This window comes from Streptomyces sp. ISL-100, assembly GCF_018614615.1.
Classification (GTDB): Bacteria; Actinomycetota; Actinomycetes; order Streptomycetales; family Streptomycetaceae; genus Streptomyces.
The window spans coordinates 50,792-69,921 of sequence record NZ_JAGGOK010000071.1 but is presented as its reverse complement, the minus strand read 5'-3'; the positions used below and the strand labels follow the sequence as shown (position 1 = coordinate 69,921).

General features: G+C 72.0%; 12 protein-coding genes. 4 read left to right on the top strand and 8 right to left on the bottom strand.

The window, feature by feature from the left end:
- Positions 1 to 2 precede the first annotated feature (2 nt).
- The 3 genes from J7E89_RS30925 (at position 3) to J7E89_RS30915 (ending at position 5,982) form a co-directional block, all read left to right on the top strand.
- The gene (locus J7E89_RS30925; protein WP_214977941.1) at positions 3 to 743 is read left to right on the top strand and encodes a response regulator transcription factor; all 741 of its coding nucleotides are present in this window, start codon (positions 3 to 5) and stop codon (positions 741 to 743) included.
- Positions 740 to 1,834, top strand: coding sequence for a HAMP domain-containing sensor histidine kinase (locus J7E89_RS30920; RefSeq protein ID WP_214977939.1), 1,095 nt, complete (start codon positions 740 to 742; stop codon positions 1,832 to 1,834). The genes J7E89_RS30925 and J7E89_RS30920 overlap by 4 nt, the downstream gene beginning before the upstream one ends.
- Positions 1,835 to 2,103: 269 nt before the next feature.
- Positions 2,104 to 5,982: a multifunctional oxoglutarate decarboxylase/oxoglutarate dehydrogenase thiamine pyrophosphate-binding subunit/dihydrolipoyllysine-residue succinyltransferase subunit gene (locus J7E89_RS30915; RefSeq protein WP_214977937.1), complete on the top strand. Its 3,879-nt coding sequence runs from the start codon at positions 2,104 to 2,106 to the stop codon at positions 5,980 to 5,982.
- Positions 5,983 to 6,074: 92 nt separating this feature from the next.
- Here the strand turns inward: J7E89_RS30915 and fxsT are convergent, their stop codons facing one another.
- The 7 genes from fxsT to J7E89_RS30880 all read right to left on the bottom strand — a co-directional run bounded on the left by fxsT (position 6,075) and on the right by J7E89_RS30880 (position 17,839).
- Positions 6,075 to 9,098, bottom strand: a complete 3,024-nt coding sequence (gene fxsT, locus J7E89_RS30910; RefSeq protein ID WP_214977935.1) for an FxSxx-COOH system tetratricopeptide repeat protein — start codon at positions 9,096 to 9,098, stop codon at positions 6,075 to 6,077.
- 70 nt (positions 9,099 to 9,168) lie between these two features.
- Positions 9,169 to 10,452: an HEXXH motif-containing putative peptide modification protein gene (locus J7E89_RS30905; protein ID WP_214977933.1), complete on the bottom strand. Its 1,284-nt coding sequence runs from the start codon at positions 10,450 to 10,452 to the stop codon at positions 9,169 to 9,171.
- 81 nt (positions 10,453 to 10,533) lie between these two features.
- A complete protein-coding gene (gene fxsA / locus J7E89_RS30900) occupies positions 10,534 to 10,677 on the bottom strand; it encodes an FxSxx-COOH cyclophane-containing RiPP peptide (protein WP_251061344.1) in 144 nt (47 codons plus the stop codon).
- A 160-nt stretch (positions 10,678 to 10,837) separates the two neighbouring features.
- Positions 10,838 to 14,116 carry an SAV_2336 N-terminal domain-related protein gene (locus tag J7E89_RS30895; RefSeq protein ID WP_214977931.1) on the bottom strand — a complete coding sequence of 1,093 codons (3,279 nt, stop codon included), beginning with the start codon at positions 14,114 to 14,116 and terminating at the stop codon, positions 10,838 to 10,840.
- A 7-nt stretch (positions 14,117 to 14,123) separates the two neighbouring features.
- Complete coding sequence (locus tag J7E89_RS30890) at positions 14,124 to 15,164, bottom strand: MoxR family ATPase (RefSeq protein WP_214977929.1); 1,041 nt, start codon at positions 15,162 to 15,164, stop codon at positions 14,124 to 14,126.
- 151 nt (positions 15,165 to 15,315) lie between these two features.
- Positions 15,316 to 17,397, bottom strand: coding sequence for a trypsin-like peptidase domain-containing protein (locus J7E89_RS30885; protein ID WP_214977927.1), 2,082 nt, complete (start codon positions 17,395 to 17,397; stop codon positions 15,316 to 15,318).
- A 7-nt stretch (positions 17,398 to 17,404) separates the two neighbouring features.
- Positions 17,405 to 17,839 (bottom strand): CU044_2847 family protein, encoded by a 435-nt coding sequence (locus J7E89_RS30880; RefSeq protein ID WP_214977925.1) that lies wholly within the window; start codon positions 17,837 to 17,839, stop codon positions 17,405 to 17,407.
- 150 nt (positions 17,840 to 17,989) lie between these two features.
- Between J7E89_RS30880 and J7E89_RS30875 the strand changes: the two genes are divergently transcribed.
- The gene (locus J7E89_RS30875; RefSeq protein WP_214977923.1) at positions 17,990 to 18,175 is read left to right on the top strand and encodes a DUF6104 family protein; all 186 of its coding nucleotides are present in this window, start codon (positions 17,990 to 17,992) and stop codon (positions 18,173 to 18,175) included.
- 57 nt (positions 18,176 to 18,232) lie between these two features.
- On the opposite strand, the gene J7E89_RS30870 is transcribed toward J7E89_RS30875, so the two are convergent.
- Positions 18,233 to 19,060, bottom strand: coding sequence for a hypothetical protein (locus tag J7E89_RS30870; RefSeq protein ID WP_214977920.1), 828 nt, complete (start codon positions 19,058 to 19,060; stop codon positions 18,233 to 18,235).
- Between the last annotated feature and the right edge of the window lie 70 nt (positions 19,061 to 19,130).

Here is a 19,130-nt window from a genome sequence, read left to right as displayed (position 1 = left end):
CAATGGAGCAGCAGACACACACCAGCCACAACGGCCTCGCGGCCACTCCGGGCGCTCAGCGCCGGGTGCTGGTCGTCGAGGACGACGCGACCATCGTCGACGCCATTGCCGCGCGACTTCGCGCCGAGGGCTTTCAGGTGCAGACGGCCGTCGACGGACCCGCCGCGGTGGACGCCGCCGAGGCGTGGCAGCCCGATCTGATGGTTCTCGACATCATGCTGCCGGGCTTCGACGGACTTGAGGTCTGCCGCCGCGTCCAGGCGCAGCGGCCCGTGCCGGTACTGATGCTGACGGCGCGCGACGACGAGACCGACATGCTGGTCGGGCTCGGAGTCGGCGCCGACGACTACATGACCAAACCGTTCTCCATGCGCGAGCTCGCGGCCCGGGTGCACGTCCTGCTGCGCCGGGTCGAGCGGGCCACGCTCGCCGCCTCGACGCCGCGCAGCGGCATCCTGCGCCTCGGCGAGCTGGAGATCGACCACGCGCAGCGCCGCGTCCGGGTGCGCGGTGACGACGTACACCTCACTCCGACCGAGTTCGACCTCCTGGTGTGCCTGGCGAACACGCCGCGCGCCGTGCTCTCGCGCGAGCAGCTGCTCGCCGAGGTGTGGGACTGGGCGGACGCGTCGGGCACCAGGACCGTCGACAGCCACATCAAGGCGCTGCGGCGGAAGATCGGCGCGGAGCGCATCCGTACGGTTCATGGTGTGGGGTACGCCCTGGAGACTCCACCAGCATGACCAGGCCGGGGAACGGGACCAGGCAGGGGAACGGGCTGCGTCCCTTCTCGATCAAGACCAAGCTCGGCACACTCGTCGTCGTCTCGGTCTTCATCACCACCGGGCTCATCCTCGTCGCGCTCCGCACCAAGACCGAGCTGCGCTTCATCACGGTCTTCTCCGTCATCGCGTCGATGCTGATCACCCAGTTCGTGGCCCACAGTCTGACGTCACCTCTCGACGAGATGACGACGGTGGCCAAGTCCATCGCGCACGGTGACTACACCCGGCGCGTGCGCGGTGCGGGCCGCCGGGACGAGCTGGGTGACCTGGCCGCCACGATCAACCGCATGGCGGACGATCTGGAGGCCGTGGACCGGCACCGCAAGGAATTGGTCGCCAATGTCTCGCACGAGCTCAGAACCCCCATCGCGGGGCTGAGAGCCGTGCTGGAGAACGTCGTGGACGGGGTGTCCGCCGCGGATCCCGAGACGATGCGTACGGCGCTGAAACAGACCGAGCGGCTCGGCCGGCTCGTCGAGACGCTGCTCGACCTGTCCCGCCTCGACAACGGCGTCGTACCGCTCAAGGCCCACCGCTTCGAGGTCTGGCCGTACCTCTCCGGCGTGCTCAAGGAGGTCAATGTGATCGCCTCGCAGCGCTCTCTCGCCTCCGGGTCCGGCAGTCATACGCGTACCGACGTGCATCTGCACCTCGATGTCTCGCCGCCCGAGCTGACCGCGCACGCGGACATCGAGCGGCTGCACCAGGTCGTCGCCAATCTCCTCGACAACGCGGTCAAGCACAGCCCGCCGCACGGGCGTGTCACTGTGCGTGCCCGGCGCGGTACGCAGCCGGAGAGTCTGGACCTGGAGGTCTTGGACGAGGGCCCCGGAATACCGGAGTCCGAGTGGCACCGGGTGTTCGAGCGTTTCAACCGCGGCAGCCTGCCGGCGCCGCACGGGCCGGGCAGCGACGGCGGTACGGGCCTGGGGCTCGCGATCGCGCGCTGGGCGGTGGATCTGCACGGCGGGCGGATCGGAGTGGCCGAATCCGCACGTGGCTGCCGGATCCAGGTCACTCTTCCGGGAAGCCCCCGGCCGGCGAGTTGACGTAGGGTCGAACCGGAAGCACACGTTCTGCGTGTCATCCATTGGGGGTGCGGCCCAAAGTGGGCCGTAACCACGGTCCGTCCTACCCGGACCACAGCGGACCACACCGGAACCACGCTTGTTTCCCGCCATTCCATGCGACGAAACCAGCACTCCGATGTGACTTACGCGACGGAAGGCCCGCCCGGCCTGCACCTCTCGGCCGGGGAGGCGTAGCCTTTATTTCCGCTGTCCATCACCTTGCGAAGCGGAAGAGGGCGGTTAACGCCGTGTCGTCTCAGTCCCCCAGTAGCCCGAGCGTCTCGACCGACCAAGACGGGCAAGGGAAGAACCCTGCCGCTGCCTTTGGTCCCAATGAGTGGCTCGTCGACGAGATCTACCAGCAGTACCTCCAGGACCCGAATTCGGTCGACCGCGCCTGGTGGGACTTCTTCGCCGACTACAAGCCCGGATCCACCCCGGCGGCGGAGAAGTCCGCCACCCCCGAAGCCGAAGACGTGACCGGGGCCGCCGCACAGCCGGCCCAGGCCACTCCGGCACCCGCCGCGCCCGCCACCCCGGCGACGCCCGCGGCCAACCAGCCGGTCCCCGCCGCGCCTGCCGCACCCGCTGCGGCAAAGCCCGCGGCCCAGGCCCCGGCCCCCGCGACGGCCGCACCGGCCGCCGCACCGGCAGCTCCGGCCGCCAAGCCCGCCTCCGCCCCCGCACCGGCCGCCGCACAGCAGGCCGGCGCGAAGGCGAAGGCCGAGCCCAAGGCCCAGCCCGCCACCGAGGCCCCCGCGGGCCCCGAGTACGTGACGCTGCGCGGTCCGTCCGCGGCGGTCGCCAAGAACATGAACGCCTCACTGGAACTGCCCACGGCCACGTCCGTGCGCGCCGTCCCCGTGAAGCTGCTGTTCGACAACCGCATCGTCATCAACAACCACCTCAAGCGCGCCCGGGGCGGGAAGGTCTCCTTCACGCACCTCATCGGGTTCGCGATGGTGCAGGCCCTCAAGGCCATGCCGTCGATGAACTACTCCTTCGCGGAGAAGGACGGCAAGCCGACCCTGGTGAAGCCGCCCCACGTCAACCTGGGCCTGGCCATCGACCTGGTCAAGCCCAACGGTGACCGCCAGCTCGTCGTCGCGGCCATCAAGAAGGCCGAAACGCTCAACTTCTTCGAGTTCTGGCAGGCGTACGAGGACATCGTCCGCCGCGCCCGCGCGAACAAGCTGACGATGGACGACTTCACCGGCGTCACGGCGTCGCTGACGAACCCGGGCGGCATCGGCACCGTCCACTCCGTGCCCCGCCTGATGCCCGGACAGGGCCTCATCATGGGCGTCGGCGCGATGGACTACCCGGCCGAGTTCCAGGGCACCTCGCAGGACACCCTGAACAAGCTGGGCATCTCCAAGGTCATGACCCTGACCTCGACGTACGACCACCGGGTCATCCAGGGCGCCGCCTCCGGCGAGTTCCTGCGGATCCTCGCCAACATGCTGCTCGGCGAGAGCGACTTCTACGACCAGATCTTCGAAGCGCTGCGGATCCCGTACGAGCCGGTCCGCTGGCTCAAGGACATCGACGTCTCCCACGACGACGACGTCACCAAGGCCGCCCGCGTCTTCGAGCTGATCCACTCCTACCGGGTCCGCGGCCACGTCATGGCCGACACCGACCCGCTGGAGTACAAGCAGCGCAAGCACCCCGACCTGGACATCAACGAGCACGGCCTCACGCTCTGGGACCTGGAGCGCGAGTTCGCCGTCGGCGGTTTCGCCGGCAAGTCGATGATGAAGCTGCGCGACATCCTCGGTGTGCTGCGCGACTCGTACGTCCGGACCGTCGGCGTCGAGTTCATGCACATCCAGGACCCGAAGCAGCGCAAGTGGATCCAGGACCGCGTGGAGCGCCCGCACGCCAAGCCTGAGCGCGAGGAGCAGCTGCGCATCCTGCGCCGGCTGAACGCCGCTGAGGCCTTCGAGACCTTCCTGCAGACGAAGTACGTCGGCCAGAAGCGCTTCTCCTTGGAGGGCGGCGAGTCCGTCATCCCGCTGCTCGACGCGGTCATCGACAGCGCCGCCGAGTCGCGCCTGGACGAGGTCGTCATCGGCATGGCCCACCGCGGCCGCCTGAACGTCCTGGCGAACATCGTCGGCAAGTCGTACGCGCAGATCTTCCGGGAGTTCGAGGGCAACCTCGACCCGAAGTCGATGCACGGCTCCGGCGACGTCAAGTACCACCTGGGCGCCGAAGGCACCTTCACCGGTCTCGACGGGGAGCAGATCAAGGTCTCGCTCGTCGCCAACCCCTCGCACCTGGAGGCGGTCGACCCGGTCCTGGAGGGTGTCGCCCGCGCCAAGCAGGACGTCATCAACAAGGGCGGTACGGACTTCACGGTTCTGCCCCTCGCCCTCCACGGCGACGCGGCCTTCGCCGGCCAGGGTGTGGTCGCGGAGACGCTCAACATGTCGCAGCTGCGGGGCTACCGCACCGGCGGCACGATCCACATCGTCATCAACAACCAGGTCGGCTTCACCGCCGCCCCGGAGTCCTCGCGTTCCTCGATGTACGCGACCGACGTGGCCCGCATGATCGAGGCGCCGATCTTCCATGTGAACGGCGACGACCCGGAGGCCGTGGTCCGCGTCGCGCGGCTCGCCTTCGAGTTCCGCCAGTCCTTCAACAAGGACGTCGTGATCGACCTCATCTGCTACCGCCGCCGCGGTCACAACGAGGGCGACAACCCGCAGTTCACCAACCCGCAGATGTACACGCTGATCGACGTGAAGCGCTCGGTGCGCAAGCTCTACACCGAGTCGCTGATCGGTCGCGGCGACATCACGCTGGAAGAGGCGGAGCAGGCGCTCCAGGACTTCCAGGGCCAGCTGGAGAAGGTCTTCGCGGAGGTCCGCGAAGCCACCTCGAACCCGGCTCCGGCCCACACCCCGGAGGTCCAGGCCGAGTTCCCGGTGGCCATCGAGACGGCGGTCTCCCAGGAGATCGTCAAGCGGATCGCCGAGTCCCAGGTCAACATCCCCGACCGGATCACCGTCCACCCCCGCCTGATGCCGCAGATGCAGCGCCGCGCGGCCTCGGTGGAGGACGGCACGATCGACTGGGGCATGGGCGAGACCCTCGCCATCGGCTCCCTGCTGATGGAGGGCGTCCCGGTCCGGCTGTCCGGCCAGGACACCCGCCGCGGTACGTTCGGCCAGCGCCACGCGGTTCTCGTCGACCAGAACACCGGCGAGGACTACACCCCGCTCCAGTACCTCTCCGAGGACCAGGCCCGCTACAACGTCTACGACTCGCTGCTCTCCGAGTACGCGTGCATGGGCTTCGAGTACGGCTACTCGCTCGCCCGGCCCGAGTCGCTGGTCATGTGGGAGGCCCAGTTCGGTGACTTCGTCAACGGCGCGCAGACCGTCGTCGACGAGTTCATCTCCTCGGCCGAGCAGAAGTGGGGCCAGACGTCCGGCGTCACGCTCCTGCTGCCGCACGGTTACGAGGGCCAGGGCCCGGACCACTCGTCCGCCCGTCCCGAGCGCTTCCTCCAGATGTGCGCGCAGGACAACATGACGGTCGCGATGCCGACCCTGCCGTCGAACTACTTCCACCTGCTGCGCTGGCAGGTCCACAACCCGCACCACAAGCCGCTCATCGTCTTCACCCCGAAGTCGATGCTGCGTCTGAAGGCGGCGTCGTCGAAGGCGGAAGAGTTCACGACGGGCGGCTTCCGCCCGGTGATCGGCGACACGACGGTCGACCCGGCCGCAGTCCGCAAGGTCGTCTTCTGCGCCGGCAAGGTCTACTACGACCTCGCGGCGGAGCGTCAGAAGCGCGAGAACACGGACACCGCGATCATCCGGCTCGAGCGCCTGTACCCGCTGCCGGGCAAGGAGCTCCAGCAGGAGATCGCGAAGTACCCGAACGCCGAGAAGTACCTGTGGACGCAGGAAGAGCCGGCGAACCAGGGTGCGTGGCCGTTCATCGCACTCAACCTGATCGACCACCTCGACCTGGCGGTCGGCGCCGACATCCCGCACGGCGAGCGCCTGCGGCGCATCTCGCGCCCGCACGGCTCGTCCCCGGCGGTCGGCTCGGCCAAGCGCCACCAGGCGGAGCAGCAGCAGCTGCTGAACGAGGTCTTCGAGGCCTGACCGGCCTGACCTGATCAGCGCCTGTACGCCCCAAAGGGCCCGGCACCGCAGCGATCTTGCGGCGCCGGGCCCTTTGGGTGCGTACGGGCAAATCAGCCGAGGTACGCCTCGAAGTCCCAGTACGGGCGGTTGCGCTGGCGCGCGGAGAGCGTGTGCGGGTGCTGGGCGCCGAGGGTGCGGGTGAGCGTGAGCAGCGCGTCCGCCTCGACCTTGTCGGCCTCCTCCCGTTCCCGCAGGGCCCGCAGGTCGGCGGCCAGCGCGGTCTGGCAGGACAGGGTGAGCGGGTGGTCGTCGCCGAGGACCTGGCGGGACCTGCGCAGCGTGTCCCGGCTCAGCTCCGCCGCGTCCCCGACCCGGCCGTTGAAGTTGCGCCCGCCGGCCGCGTTGAGGGCGCAGCCCAGGACCCACGGGTGGTCGGGCCCGAGGGTGGCGGTCAGGCCGGCGAGCGCGGATTCGAACATGGACATGGCCTCGCTCCGGTCGCCTGCCGCCTGCATCACCAGACCGGTGTTGGCGAGCATGCCGGTGGCGACGGGGTGCGCGGGGCCGAGCAGCGCCCGGTAGCCCGCCTCGGCCTCGGCGATCAGGTCCTTGGCCTTCTCCAGGTCGCCGTGTTCGCGCTGGAAGTTCCCGTAGTCGGTGATGAACGACAGGGTCGTGTAGTGGGTACGGCCCTGCACCTGCTCCATCTGTTCCATCAGGCTGTCCATCAGCATGCCGACGTCCTGCGGGAAGCCGCCCTCGCGGCGCCTGGCGAGCGCCAGTTGCTTGCGCGCCGACAGGGTCTGTGGGTGCTGCGGGCCGAGGATCTGGACATGGAGCCGTACGACCGGCTCCTGGCGGGCAACGGCGTCGCGGTACTGGCCCAGCAGCCGCAGGCCGTGGGCGATCGCGTTGCCGGAGTTGAGGGTGGTGATGTGGCGGGCGCGCAGCACGTTCTCGCGGCGGCTGAAGGTCTCCAGGTCGAGTTCGTACCCTTCCCGGTAGCGCCCGAGCAACCGCAGTCCGACGCCGAGGTTGTGCCGGGCGCTGAGGGATGTGAGTTCGTTCTCACCGAGCAGTCGTTCCGCGTCCGCCAGCACCTGCCGCTGAAGCTCCAGCGCTTCGTCGTACCGGCCGAGGCGGCGCAGGCTGCCGGCGAGGCCGCTGTTGACACTGAGTTCGCCGAGCTCGTCGCGCGGCTGCGCGACCAGCAGCCGGTCCCGCAGGGCGCGCCCCAGTTCGTACGCCTCACGGTTGCTGCCGGAGGCGAGCAGCAGGTTGCTCTGCTGGGCGGTGAGATCCAGCATGTGCTGGGCCAGCGGGTCCATGAATGTCGTCCAGTGGGTCCGGATCTTTTCGGCGAGCCGGGTGCCGGCCGTGGACTCGCCGCTGCGCACGCAGTAGCGCAGGCAGTTCAGTACGGCCGCCTGGACCCGGCTGTTGCGGCTGCTGAGCGCGCCGGACGGCTCCAGGTGGGGCAGCAGCTCGGCGTACTGCGGCCACTGCCTGCTGTCGAGCGGGTTGCCGGGGTCGGCCTCGGCGAGCAGGGTCCGTACGGCCTTGCGGTGGGCCTCGCGGTGTTCGTCGTTGGTGAGCCGGGACACGATGTCGTGGACGAGCCGGTGCATGTGCACGGACTCCTGGTGCGGCCCCATCTCGGTGTTGACGGGGCCCCGGCTCTCCCGGGTGAGTACCGAGTAGTTGACGAGTGTGTCCAGGGCCCGGGTCCAGGCCGGCAGGTCGGTGCTCATCCACCGCAGGTCCTCGGGCAGGTCGGCCTGAGGGTAGGCGCGGGCCAGACCGAGCGGGATGCGGCCGGGCGCGAAGGAGGCGCACAGGCTGAGTACTTCGACGGCCTGCGGCTGGGTGCGGCGGAGCCGGTTGATGAGGATCGACCACGAGGTGAGGGAGGAGTGCGGGAAGCCGTCCCCCACGGGTTCGTCAACCGCGGACAGCCTGCCCTCGCGGACCATGCGCAGGTACTCGGGCACCTCCATCCGGGACTCACCGAGCCAGGACGCGGCCTGGACGAGTGGCAGGGGTACGTCGCTGAACTCGGCCGCGACCTCGTCGGCCTGGGCCGACGTGATGTGCGGGGCGCGCCGCATCAGGTAGCCGGTGGACTCGGCGCGGTCGAAGCTGGGCACTTCGAGTACGTCGGTGTGGTCGCCCCAGCCCCGGTTGCGGGAGGTGACGATGGTGTGTCCGGGGCCGTGCGGCAGCAGGACGTTCGCGCCGTCGGTGTCGTCCCAGCCGTCGAAGATGATGAGCCAGCGGCTGTACGGGTCACCGCGCCGCAGTGCGTCACGCACGGCGCGGATGCGCTCACCCGGTTCGCTGCCGCTGCGCAGGTCCAGTTCGGCGGCGAGCTCGCCGAAGCGGTCGCGCTGGATGTTGCGGTCGTCGGAGTTGACCCACCAGATGACGTCGTACTCGGTGCTGAAGCGGTGGGCGTACTCGGCGGCGATCTGGGTCTTGCCGATGCCTGACATGCCGAGGAGAGTGCAGGCCGAATTGCCGCGCTCGGCTTCCGTCAGGCGTGACTGGAGTTCGGTGAGCAGATCGTCGCGGCCGGTGAACCGGCCGTTGCGGCGTGGGACTTCTCCCCAGATCTCGGGGGGTGTGTTCGGGAAGCGGGAGCCTCCCGCCGGGGAGCGGCGGCCGGTGGCGCGCCGGAATTCGATGCCCAGTCTGCCGAGGAGCCGTTCCTCGGCCTCCTCCTCGCCCGTGCCCCACAGGCTGACGGGTTCGAGGACGGCGGTGGCGGGGGGCAGCTGGCGGTTGGTGAGGTTGACCGCTGCGAACCGCTCCGCCTTGTCGGCGACGTACCCCCGCAGGACGTCGTTCCACTCACCGGGGGCCCGGGGTCCCAGTTCGAAGAACCAGTCGTTGAGGACGAGCAGAACCCGCCCGGTGGACAGCAGAAGGTCGCCGAGCGCTTCTTCCAGCGGGACTTCGCGGGGCGGGTCCCAGCGCTGGAGGGTGACGCGGTGGCCGTGCGCCTCCAGGCGTTGCGCGATCCAGTTGGCCCACGGCCGGTGATAGCCGGGGAAGACCACGAGGAAATGCTCGGGCCCGTTCTGGCCGCCGCGGTCCGCCGCACCGGACCCGCCCGACCGCCGCTGATCCACCATCTGTACGTCTCCCTGTCTCGCGCCCAGTCCCGCGCCCGCCGACCGAACGTCACGGCTGATTGACACAGTGTTACCCAAAGGCCGGTTGCGTCGCGCCGAGGCTCGCGTGGTGCTCCCTCATCCCCCCGGTGAACTGTCGCCCCTCAATGGTCAGTTCATCTGATTCCTGAAGTACGGACAAGGCTTCCGCGACCTGTTCGCGATGCTGATCGAACTGCTCCCCCGCGCGCCGCCGCCAGGCCACCGGTGCCCCGCCGCCGGTCGCGGCCCGCCGCCACAGGTCGGTGAGCGCCAGGTGGGCGTACGCGCCCTGGAACACGCCCGCGACCGGCCGCGGGTCGGGCCGCCAGCCGACCCGGTGCAGACCCTCGCCGTCCGGCCGGTACAGCGGTACGCGCTCGTGGAGCGCGGCCAGTTTGGTGTGGTGGGTCTCGTGGACCAGCACCTCGGCCAGTTCGTGCGGTCCGGCCGGCAGCGAGGTCAGTACGCTGCCGGGCGCCGCCCGCAGGGTGGCGCTCATGGGGCGGCTCCCGTCGTACGCCGCGGTGGTCACGGCCAGGGGCACGACGACCCGTTGCAGGGCCCGTATCTCGGCGGCCCGCCCGGGGTCGGTCGCCCCGATCAGCGCGAAGGCCTGCCGCCACAGGCGCACCCAGGGCTCCCCGGCGACGGCGGTCCGTTCCGCCGCGGGCATGGCGTCGGCGCCGATCCCGCCGGGCGGGACCCGGTAGGGGTCGAGGTCGTCGAGGACGGCGGCGCCGCCGGGCAGGACGCGCAGCCGCGACCAGCCGGGCCCAACGCCCGCGGGCCGGTGCCGGCTGCCGGTCCGCCGCAGCAGGAGGGCGCCGGTACGGCCGCCGCCGGTGATGCGTACGCTCCGGCCGCGGGCGTGAAGTTCGGCCCGGTGGGCCGGGCAGCGCAGAGCGCCGAGACCCGGCAGGGAAAGCAGCCCGGCGGGTGCGTCGAGGACCAGGCGCAGGTCGCAGCCCGCGCGCACGGCGGCGGTGGCGGCGATGGAGCCGAAGTGCGCGAGGTGCCGGTCGAGGGCGGGGCCTTCGGGCGAGGCGAGGGCTCCGGCCAGCCAGGCGCCGGTCATCGGGTAGTCGAGTACGTCCCGGACCAGGGCGGGGTCGCGTCGTTCCGCGTGCTCCAGCAACTGCCAGTGCCGGCCGAAGCGTTCACGCGCCGCCGGCGCCGCGGTGGCGCGCTGCCGGTCGAGGCGGGCCAGCAGGGACTTCAGCAGCAGAAGCCTGCGGGCATGCAGCCCGGCCCGTAACGCGGTGGTGCACGCGGCGTCGGGCCGGGTGCGGGCGAGTCGGGCGAACAGGGCTGCCGACAGGGGAGCCGCGGTCATGCCGCCCCTGTGACGGGCTTCGCCACAGGGGCGGCGCGACCGGTTGGCCCGGCCATCCATCTGACCGGAAAGCGCCGCTGTTCAGCGCGGAGTCGGTTCGCCGTCCGACCACCACGCTTCGGCGAGTTCCCGGGACCGCTCCAGCACATGGCCGACCGCCTCGGTAAGTCCCGGATCGTCCATGGTGCGTAAAGTCCGCAGGTCGAGGTCGGTGAGATCGGGCACGGCCGGAGATCGTCCGGCGTCCTGCCCAGGGCCGGCAACCACGGTGTTCCTGTGCGACACGCTCGACTCCTCCCTGCCGGCACCCGTCCCGCACGGCCGCAGCGGCTGCCCAGTTCTTCCCGACACCGGTGAAACAGAAACATGTTCGACTTCACTCCGGTCAACCGGCTCTCACCCCGGTGAACGGCCGCCAGGGGGGCGCCAGCCGTCGCCGGTCCGCCTCCGGCAGCCGTGGATCGTCGGCCCGGACCTCCGTGCCGCGCTCCCCCTCCGCCAGGCGTGCGATCCGCTCCCGCGGCGCCGCTGCCTCGCGCCAGTCCACGGGGACGAGGGACGAGACCAGCCGTTGCCATCGCTCGTGCGCGTGCTCGTACGCCCGGCGTGCGGCCTCGGTGCGGCCCATGAATTCCAGCGTGCAGCCCTGTGCGTACAGCGCTCGCGCCGCGGCCTGGGAGCCGGGCCCGGCCGCCTGCGTGCCGTCCCGCTGCCCGCCGTCTCCGTGCGCGCTGTCGGCGTCGGTCTGCGCGCTCTCGAACGCCTGCAGAGCGTCCGAGTACAGGGTCGCGGCCGACTGACGGACGAGCTCGAACCGCACCCGGCCGAGCGTCAGCCATGCCTCGGCCCGTAACGCGCCGTCCGTCAGCCGCTTCGCGGCCTCCTCCAGCAGGTGGCGGCCCTCGTACAGGTCCGGCAGGAAGCCGACCCGCTGGAAGCGGAGCGACAGCGCGCTGCCGAGGAGCAGGTGCAGTCTGCTGCGGGACGGTGAGCGGGCGGGCATCCCGGCGAGCGCTTCGCGCAGGACGCTCTCCGCCCTGCCCACGGCGTCCTCCCCGGCGGGCCCGTCCTCGGCGGCGGCACGGCGCAGCAGCGACTCTCCCCATTCGGTGAGCAGTTCGCACCGCTTCGCGCTGTCCGGCGGGGCGGCTTGAGCGGCTGCCTCATACGCCCGGTCGGCCGCCGTGCGGTCGTCCGCCGCGTCGTGGAGGCGGGCCTGGGCGGTCAGGCAGCGCAGGCGCAGTGCCGGTTCTTCACCGACGGACTGTTCGGCGCGGGCCAGGGTCTCGGCGGTGTCGGCGTGCGGGGCGCCGGCGGCCCGCAGGGCGTCGGCGAGGTCGAGAAGCGCGGTGCAGCGGATGCTGTCGGGGACGTCTTCGGTGTCCAGCAGGTCACATCCCGTGCGGAGTTCACGTACCGCCTCTTCGGCCTGGTGCCGCGCGAGCAGCAGCCGCCCCCGGCGCAGGTGCAGCACCCTGCGGGACGCCGGCGGCCACGCCGAGGCGTCACCCGTGAGCGCGTCCAGGCCCGCGGCGAGGTGCTGTGCGTCGCGCGTCTCCCGCCACAGGGCGTGGTGCGCGGCGGCGAGTTCGAGGCTGGCGTCGGCCCGGCCGTGGCTGCCTTCGGGAGCGCGGTCGCGCGCTTCGGTGAGGGTGCGGGCCGCGCGCAGGAGCAGTTCGCGCCCCCGCTCGGTGCCGCGCACCGCCGGAGCCCCCGCCTCTGCCAGCAGCACCCGGCCGAGCACCACGCCGGAGCGCACGACCCCGGTCTCGCTCTCGGGCACCCCGCCGGAGTCCGGGCCGTCGCCGCCGCTCAGCGCGGCCTCCGCGCGTTCGCGGGCGCGGCGGAGCAGGGACGGGTCGCCCTGGGAGTGCCACTGGCCCAGGAGGCGTTCGGCCTCGGCCAGCGGTTCGGGCGTGATGAGGTCGGGCTGGTAGAAGCGGAGCACCCGTGCGGGGATCTCGGCGAACAGCTCGGGCTCGCCGCCGGCTTCGGTTCCGGTTCCGGCCCCGTCGTCCGCCTCGGCCTCCCCTGCCTCCCCGCCACGTCCCTGCTGCCACTGGAGGCCGGGAGCCGCGGCGCCGCGTTCGGAGAGCCTGGCCGCGGCCAGTGCCGAGAAGTTGCGGGCGCCCCTGCCGAAGTGGCGTTCCACGTACGAAGAGCAGTGCTTGAGCACGAGCGCCGCCGCGTCCTGGCCCAGCGAGTTCAGCAGCAGCTCCTGCACCCCGTCGGCGTACACGTAGCAGGGCGACCTGGAGTCCGGTCCCGGCAGCTGCCTGAGCAGCCCGCCGAGCAGAACCTCGGCGAGCTCCATCGGTCCGGTGTCGGGCAGCATGGCGCGCTGTACGAGCTGCATCACGGGCAGGGTGAGGGGCGCCGCCGCGAGGTGGACGGCGAGGCGGACACCGCCGGGCGACGCGTTCGCGCGGAAGGCACGCAGCAGTTCGCCGGCGCCGCGGTCGGGCGGGAGGGGTGGTGGCGGGGCGGACGCGATGTGGTCCGGGAGCTCGTGGGCGGGGGCATTGTCGGACCAGGCCGCCCAGCCGCGCACCGTACTGCCGCCGTGGTCGGACAGCAGCCGCGCCCAGGACGCGAACGCCTCGGGGGTCGGCGGGAGTACGGGCACGGGCCTGGCCGTCGCCTCCACCGGCTCCCACGGCTCCTCGTCGGGGAGGAAGGCCGTCCGGCCGCCGGACGCCGCCGACCGGACCAGCAGCCCCGGCTCGGCGGGCAGTGCGGTACGGGCCCACAGACGCGGCGGCAGCGGCTGCACGACGGCCAGCGGTGAGCTCCGCGGCCACTGGTGGATGAGCCGCTGCGCGCGGCCCTGCTGCCACAGCGGGCCGACGCAGTCGCTGACGACGAGCGTGAGCCTTCGCCCCGTCGGGTCGTGGAACTGGTCTGCGGGGCGCATCCGCGTGTGCCCGCCGGGACCGGTCGTCGTACCGATGAGGGGCGCCTCGCCGTCCCCGGCGTCGTACAGCTGGTGCACCTGCACGTCACGGAAGACCCCGGACTGCTGGCAGGCCTGCCGCAGCTCCTCGACCATCCGCTCCCAGACGGCCATCGCGGGTCCGGTGTCCATGAGCAGCTGGATGTCCACGCGGGGGCGCTCGGAGGGCCGCAGCACCGGGGTGATGACGCCGGACATGGCGCTGCGCTCGGCCGTGGCGTCCTCGTCGAGGCGCCCGTCGGCGGCCGGCCGCACGGCGGTGGCAGTGTAGTGGCGCAGGGGGCGCAGCGCGCGTTGCAGGCCGAGCAGCCCGGGCAGCGCGGCAGCCGCCGGAGCGCGTACGGGGAAGGCGGCGCCGGCGGAGTTCGCGGAGCCTCCCGCGCCCCGGTTCCGCCGGCCGCCGGGTGCGTAGAGCGATATGGGAGCGGTCCCGTGAGGCCCGGGCACGTCGGTGTCGGGTGCGTCGGAGTCCGCGTCGCCCGCCGGGGGACGGACCGCGCGCCCGCCCCGGTCGGCGTCCCGGTCCGCGTCCCGGCCGGTCTCCTGTCCCGGAGCGGTGGCGCCTCCACGCTCCCGGGGGTCGCCGGACGCGCCCGTCGGCGTACGGCCCGACGGCAGCCACTGAGCCAGCCAGACGGCGTCGGCGACCTCCTCGGCCGTGGGGTCGAGGCCGCCGCTCCTCAGCCTGCCGACAAGTTCCCCCAGGTCCATCCGGCACTCACCTCGGGCGGTCGAGTGGTCGCATGAGCATTTCGGCGATGCGTTCGCGCGTGACGCGCTCCGCGCGCGGGGCGTGCTGGGTGAGGTAGAGGGCGTTGAGCAACTGGTCGGCGGCGATGATCTCGCCGGGTTCGCGGCCGAGGAACCGCTCGATCAGGTCCCGGCCCTCGATCGCTGCGTCACTGCCCAGGTGCGCCTCGACCATGGCGGTGAGCTGCTCCTCGCCGGGCGCTTCGAGCTCCAGCTGGATGCAGCGGCGCAGCAGCGCGGCGGGGAAGTCCCGCTCGCCGTTGGAGGTGAGGACGATGAACGGGAAGGTGGTGCAGCGGACCCGGCCGCCGCGCACTGCCGCCTTGCGGCCGTCGTCGGTCAGGACGTCGACGACCGGCTCGCGGTCGGCGATGCGCTCCAGCTCGGGGATGGCGAACTCGCCCTCCTCCAGGGCGTTCAGCAGGTCGTTCGGCAGGTCGAGGTCGCTCTTGTCGAGCTCGTCGACGAGCAGGACGCGCGGCTGTTCGGACGGCAGCAGCGCGGTGCCGAGCGGTCCGAGGCGTACGTACGAGCCGATGGCCGAGGGCGATGAGTGTCCTGAGGCAGCCGCCCCGGCCCCGCCCTGTGCCCGCTCCAGCTGTACGTCCTGGAGGCGGCCGATGGCGTCGTAACGGTATAGCCCGTCCTGGAGGCCGGACCGGCTGACGATCGGCCAGCGCAGGACGCGTCCGAGGCCGAGTTCGTGCGCGACAGCCTGAGCGAGAGTGGATTTTCCGGTGCCCGGGTTGCCAGTCACGAGCAGTGGGCGGCGCAGATAGAGGGCAGCGTTGACGGCGTCGACCTCGGCGGGTCTGGGGTGGTGGTTCTCCACCAGCCGACGCTGTACGCCGAGCCTGCGGGCGGCGCTCGGGTCGGTGGCGTCGGAGCCCTCTGTGCCGTCGGGGTCCGGGCCCACTGCGGCGAAATCACGCCAGGGAGGCGGGCCGGGTAACCGTCGCACGCCGTCGTGCGGCAGTCCCGCGCCGCGATAGATCCGCCAGTCTGTCACTGAGTTTCACCTCGCGGGTAGGTGGTCCGGGGGCTGACGTTACCGTTCAAGTCCCGCTCTGCCGACCCTGATTCAGGACCGGTTCCCGGGATTTGGCCAGGCATTCGACGCGTCTTTCGGCGCATCTTTCCACCCACCTCCTGACGGGCCGTCATGTGCTCGGCCCGGAGAGCTGCGGCGGCGCCTGAAGGGGCACACCGTCGTACGGCGGACGGTCGGGCGGATCGAAGAGTACGGCGACGGAGGCGGCCCAGGCCGCTTCCGACACCGTGTCGGGTGTCGCGTCGGGATCCATCGAGATGATGCGCAGGGAACGTATGTGCCGGTGCAGCCCGTCCACGCCGTCGGCGCGCGCCAGCAGCTCGTCGGCGCGTACGTGGAACTCCCGGCAGTCGCTGTGATCCTGGCCGCACCTGCGCCACAACGCGAGCGGGTGCCCGGCGGCGATGGCGGCGGCCATGGCGTCGAGCCCGTCACCACTGCCGACCGGCCCGCAGTACACGGGCACCGTGCCGTCCTCGGCGTCGGACAGCCTGGCGTACGTGGCCCTGCGGGACTCCCTGCGGGCACCCGGGCCGTGCCCGGACGCGGGGACTTCGCCGCGCAGCGGTACGACGGTGAGCGGCCCGCGGACGGCGGCCTGCCAGCGGCGGCGCCATTCGGGGCTCGCCGGGCGGTCGCGGCGCCTGCGGTCCCGTATGACGACGATGCGGCGCTCTCCCAGCGCCATGCTGTGCTCGTCGAAGAGGTCGTCCTCGGGCGAGAGCCGCCAGGTGTCGAGGGGTTCGTCGAACAGTTCGCGCGGCAACAGGGCCTCGATCGCCGCGAGATGCTCCCCGCTGTCGCCGCGGCGCAGGGCGTCGGCGAGCGGTTCGCGCAGGGTCTCGCGCAGGTCGGCGCGGCGCACACCGCGGTCGTCGCCGGACAGCGGGCTGACGGTGCGCCCCTCGTAGAGGAGCTTGACGCGCCACGGGTAGCGGTCGCCGTAGTGCACCGGGTCGATCTCGACGAGCACGTCGGCGCGGGCGTGGCCGGCCGGCCGTTCCCGTACGGACTGGAACTCCAACTCCACCGCAGGAGTGGCCGCGTCACGAAGGTCCAGCACCTGCGCGATCTCCTCGCGGATCGCCTGGTGCGCGGACTCGCCCTGTGTGGTGATCCACTCGCCCAGCTCGCCGAGAGCGGCCCGCTGGGGACCGTCCGCCCGGCACCCGCCCCGGCCCTGCTCGGCAAGGTGCCTGACGACCTTGGCGGCGTACAGCAGCACCGCGTCGTCGTCGAGGTCGTGCCCGCCCTCCCGGCCGCGCAGGTCGTGCAGCAGTCCGACTCCGTCGCGCCAGGTGCGCGGGTCGTGCTCGATGGGTGACTGGTAATCGCTGTGCAGGACACGGCGTTTGACGTCGTCCACGAGGACCATGACCTCGCCCGGCCCGGTCGGCGGCGGCAGTTCGGCGAACCGGCCGAAGAGGTGGGCGCGCGCGACGGGCAGGAACCCGGGGGCCCCCTTGCGCAGGTCGGCCTGGGCCTTGGTCCAGCCGCCGCCGGCGGCGGAGGTGCTGCGGAACCGGCTCAGGTGGTGGCGGTCGTGCTCGCTCAGAACCGTGTGGAGGATGTCGCCGCCCCGCAGATCGTGCAGCTCGCGCAGGGCCGTGATGGGTACGGCGGCCCCTTCGTGCTCCCCGCGCCCCTTGTTCATGCCGATGACGGCGCCGTGCTTGAGATCGACGACCGGGCCGCCCGAGCAGCCCTCCACGGGCAGGCTGCCCCGCAGCAGCAGCGCCTTGCCGTCGGTGGCGTGGGCCTGGCCGATGCCCTGCCGTATGCCCAGGTCGCCGGTCTCCCTGGACCAGCCGTGCAGGCTTACGTCGGCGGGTATGTCCAGGGGCCGCTCGCTGAGCCAGACGCAGGCGGCGTCCTGCGCGTCCGGGACGCGTACCAGGGCGATGTCGGGGAACTCCCAGCGGTACGGCGGCTCGTCGGGGTCGGCGGGCCGCGGCTTGGCGAGGACCACTTCGCCCGTGGTCACACCGCCCTGCCAGGTGATGCCGAGCGCACGCTCTCCCCTCCACACGGCGGCCTCCCCCTTTCCCACGACATGAGCGCAGGTCAGCACCCAGCCGGGGGCGATGAAGAATCCGCTGCCCCAGTAGTGGGTGCCGTGCGGGTCATACCCGGCTCCGGGCGCGGCAATGCGTACGAGAGAGGGGCGCACGATCTCGTCGAAGGCGTTCATGGCGCGCTCATAACGTGCCGCGGGCCGACGATCCGGGCGCGGGGCCCGGCCCGGCGGCAGGATCCGCGACGGGTTGCGCCCCCGGATCCACTGCCGGATCCACGACCGGATCCGCGACCGGTTCCGTCCACGTCAGCGACACCGAAACGGAGGCCTTGCCGCCGCCGTCCGCGAGAACCCCGATCACCTTGCCGGCCTGGGCGGACAGCTCGATACCGAAGGTGACGGCGACTTCGACGGGGGCGGCGGGCTGCAACCCCGCGCGCAGCGACCGCACCACACCCTGTACGACATCGGTCAGTCCACCCGCCATGGAAACGACCCGGTCACCGATCCCGGTGTCCCGGTAACCGCCGCCCCGGTCGAGCTCCTGCGCCTCGCTGACACGCGCCCAGACGACGGTCCCGTCGTCGAGCCGAACCTGTGCGATCCCATTGGCCACAGCGTCCCCCGCTCCCCCACGCGATGAATGGTGAAGGTTAATCGCTGCAGGGTACGAGCGCGAGGGACTCCGGGATCAGTGCCTATCCTGGCTTGGAACAACCGCTGTCCACCCCCTGTCCGACCCCTGTCCCACCCACGGAGCAACACCTTGTACTTCACCGATCGCGGTATCGAGGAGCTGGAGAAGCGGCGCGGCGAGGAGGAAGTCACGTTCGAGTGGCTCGCCGAGCAGCTGCGTACGTTCGTCGACCTCAACCCGGACTTCGAGGTTCCGGTCGAGCGGCTCGCGACCTGGTTGGCCCGCCTGGACGACGACGAGGACGACGCGGAGTAGGAGGGGCACGGCGGCGCATCACGGGCGCACGCTCGCGGTCGCGGCCCGGCCTCCGCGTCAGGCGCGGGCGCGCAGCCGGTCGTACGCCAGACCGAGCGCCCCCTGCGCCACCAGCACGCCGCCCGCGAACGCCCAGCCGCCGCTGCGCCGCCGCAGTCCCCACAGGGCGAGCGAGACGCCGGCCGCCAGCTGGGCCCCGCTCAGCAGGCGGGCCCTCGGCCCGCGTACCCAGGGGCCGACGGGCCCGCTCTCGACCACGTCGAGCTCCGCGCGCACGGCGTCGCGCCAGCCCGACCACTCGACCGACTCCGTGCCCGGCTGCACCCGCGCCGCCTCCCGCAGCCGGTCGGCCGGTTCGCCGGGCGTCAGGCCCGGGGGGAGCGCGAGGCCCAGGCGGGACAGGACCGCGATCAGGCCGAGCAGCCGGGCCCTGCCGTCCGCGTCGGGGTCGGGGCGGGTGAGCGCCGCGAGGGAATCCATATCGAGTACGGGGTCGAGCCCGAGCCGCGCCGCGAACGTGCGCATCGCCTCGTCCTCCCCCACCGGCGTCCCGTCCGCCAGCCATTCGTAGCCGACCTGCCGCCGGAAGCCCGAAGCGAGCGTGAAGCCGGCCCGGTCGGCGTCCCACCAGAGGGCGAGAACCGGCCAGGTGACGCCGACGGCGAGCGCCGTGGCCCAGCCCGCCAGGACGCGGTCTACCGGTTCGCCGCCGTCCAGCCATGGTTTGCCCTCGGGTACGACCACGCTCCAGCCATCAGCGGAGCCACCGGCCGGTGACAGCAGCAGCCGTTCGCGCAGCAGATGCGCCGCGGGCCGTACCGCCTCGGGCTCGGCCCCGCACAGCAGCAGCGCCCCGACGGGTCCGGGACCGGATGTCGCGTTCATGCCCTCACGCTAGGGCACTTTGCCCGCATATGGCGCGTACGAGTGGGCCGCTCGCGCCACAACCCCGTCT

Bases quoted from the DNA above. Each gene is read 5' to 3' on its own strand.
- J7E89_RS30905 (WP_214977933.1), bottom strand. From the start codon at position 10,452: ATGACCGCGGCTCCCCTGTCGGCAGCCCTGTTCGCCCGACTCGCCCGC.
- J7E89_RS30870 (WP_214977920.1), bottom strand. From the start codon at position 19,060: ATGAACGCGACATCCGGTCCCGGACCCGTCGGGGCGCTGCTGCTGTGC.
- J7E89_RS30925 (WP_214977941.1), top strand. From the start codon at position 3: ATGGAGCAGCAGACACACACCAGCCACAACGGCCTCGCGGCCACTCCG.
- J7E89_RS30895 (WP_214977931.1), bottom strand. From the start codon at position 14,116: ATGGACCTGGGGGAACTTGTCGGCAGGCTGAGGAGCGGCGGCCTCGAC.
- J7E89_RS30885 (WP_214977927.1), bottom strand. From the start codon at position 17,397: ATGAACGCCTTCGACGAGATCGTGCGCCCCTCTCTCGTACGCATTGCC.
- J7E89_RS30920 (WP_214977939.1), top strand. From the start codon at position 740: ATGACCAGGCCGGGGAACGGGACCAGGCAGGGGAACGGGCTGCGTCCC.
- fxsT (WP_214977935.1), bottom strand. From the start codon at position 9,098: ATGGTGGATCAGCGGCGGTCGGGCGGGTCCGGTGCGGCGGACCGCGGC.